The 1997-nt window shown below is 60.1% G+C and carries 3 protein-coding genes; 1 reads left to right on the plus strand and 2 read right to left on the minus strand.

What is annotated here, in order from left to right; translation table 11 throughout:
- Window positions 1-160: 160 nt before the first annotated feature.
- Window positions 161-367: a tautomerase family protein gene (locus tag NKI38_RS33355; RefSeq protein ID WP_013892236.1), complete on the minus strand. Its 207-nt coding sequence runs from the start codon at window positions 365-367 to the stop codon at window positions 161-163.
- A gap of 74 nt (window positions 368-441) precedes the next feature.
- Entirely contained in the window at window positions 442-1362 is a 921-nt protein-coding gene (locus NKI38_RS33360; RefSeq protein WP_352665121.1) for an SMP-30/gluconolactonase/LRE family protein, read from the minus strand.
- A gap of 275 nt (window positions 1363-1637) precedes the next feature.
- On the opposite strand from NKI38_RS33360, the gene NKI38_RS33365 reads away from it, so the two are divergent.
- A complete protein-coding gene (locus tag NKI38_RS33365; RefSeq protein WP_081738754.1) occupies window positions 1638-1805 on the plus strand; it encodes a hypothetical protein in 168 nt (55 codons plus the stop codon).
- Window positions 1806-1997 lie beyond the last annotated feature (192 nt).

The raw sequence follows: 1997 nt of genomic DNA on the forward strand, positions 1-1997 counted from the left end.
CTCGACAACCAGAGAGAAGACGGACAAACCCCGTTTTACGGGGCATGCACATGCGGCATTTCGATTCACTCAAAACTTTCCCCGGACAGCCCTGCTCCTTGTGGGGGAGATGCCCGGCAGGGCAGAGGGGGGCGCTGTCCCGCTAACCTATCACGAGGAACTACCCCTTTCGCAGTGTCTCGACATCTGTCTTCCCGACATACCAATCGCGCGCGTTGACCTCTTCGAAGACCACCCAGACATCATCATTGCCGAGGCCGGTGGCGTCCATGATGGCCGCCGTGACCTTCTTGGCGATATCCGCCTTCTTGCCCGCCGGATCGGCGGCAATCACTTCCTTGACGATGCGGATGTTGACGAATGGCATGTTTGTCCTCCCGGGGATGTTCGTGCTCGCGAGCCGCTTCGACGAAACTGTCGAACGGTCGCCCGTGCTCGAGCTCAATAAGTCTTGGCGCCGTTGACCATCAACCGCACCATGTAGAGCGACGTGGTGCCGGCGATGTAGAGGCAATTCAGCTTGTTGCCGCCGAACACGCAATTGGCGGTCACCTCCGGCACCTTGATCTTGCCGATCAGCGTGCCGTCCGGATCGTAGCAATGGATGCCGTCGGCAGCACTTGTCCAGATGCGTCCGTCCTGGTCGAGCCTGAAGCCGTCGAACAGGCCGGCCGTGCAGTCGGCGAAGACTTTTTCGCCCGACACCTTCTTGCCGCCCTTGCCGACATTGAACACCCGCATATGCGCCGGGTGCTGCGCGCCATGCGTGCGGCCGGTGTCGACGACATACAGCTTGCTCTCATCGAGCGAGAAGGCCAGCCCATTGGGCCTGACCATCTCGGTGATGACGGCTTCGACCTCGCCGGTGCCGGGATCGACCCGGTAGACATGGCAGGCGCCGATTTCGCTCTCGGCCTTGTCGCCTTCATAGTCGGTATCGATGCCGTAGCTCGGATCGGTGAACCAGATCGAGCCGTCCGACTTCACCACCGCGTCGTTGGGCGAGTTCAGCCGCTTGCCCTTCCATTTGGCGGCGATGGTGGTGACCGAGCCGTCGAATTCGGTGCGGCTTACGCGGCGGCCGGAATGCTCGCAGGTGATCAGCCGGCCCTGCCGGTCGACAGTGTTGCCGTTGGAATTGCCGGATGGCTGCCGGAAGACGCTGACATTGCCGTCGGTCTCGTCGTAGCGCAGCATGCGGTTGTTGGGGATATCGGACCAGACGACATAGCGGCCGGCGGCAAACCAGGCCGGCCCCTCCGCCCACTGGCATCCGGTGAACAGCTTCTCGACCTGCGCGTTGCCGTTGAACAGGCGCGCGAAGCGTGGATCGAGAATTTCATAATAGTCTGTGGCCGCCATGCTTTTTCCTCCCGGCATCAATGATACCGGATCAAGCCAGCCGGCGGGACAGAAGGCAATGTGGGTACGCACAGTGTTATACAAAAAGCGCAGCCAAGATAGATCGCTTGCCGGCTCTGCGCATGACGTCAACGCCGCATTAACCGGCTATGCGCTGGGCGCAATGGTGCATTGCAACATCTTCTTTTTGCAATGCACCATTACTATGTCATGCTTCGTATCGATCAAGGGAGGAATAACAGCCGCCGAAATGCGGCGCCAAAAGGAACCTTGCTATGATCCTCGACAGTCTCATGACCCGCGCTCGCAACAGCATTGCCAAGCGCAAGCACTACAACCGCCTTGTCGCCGAAATCGACAGCTTTTCCAGCCGCGATCTGGCCGACATGCGCGCCGACCGCTCGGAAATGCTCTACCAGGTCCACAAGCAGATCTACGGCTGATCTCAAGTCTCTCATGATACGCGCCGCCAAGGCGCGTTGAGATTCAGGTCAGGCCGAGCCGAGAATGGTGGGTTCCGAGAACCGGAGCGGAGCGTACTTTGGGTACGTGTTGGGGTGGACGGCCCCCGACGGCATCGTGATGTGCCAGAATGAGGTCGTTGAAGATCTCAAACAAGGGAGACCGTCCGTGGA

This window comes from Mesorhizobium sp. M0621 (assembly GCF_040320745.1).
Lineage (GTDB): Bacteria > Pseudomonadota > Alphaproteobacteria > Rhizobiales > Rhizobiaceae > Mesorhizobium.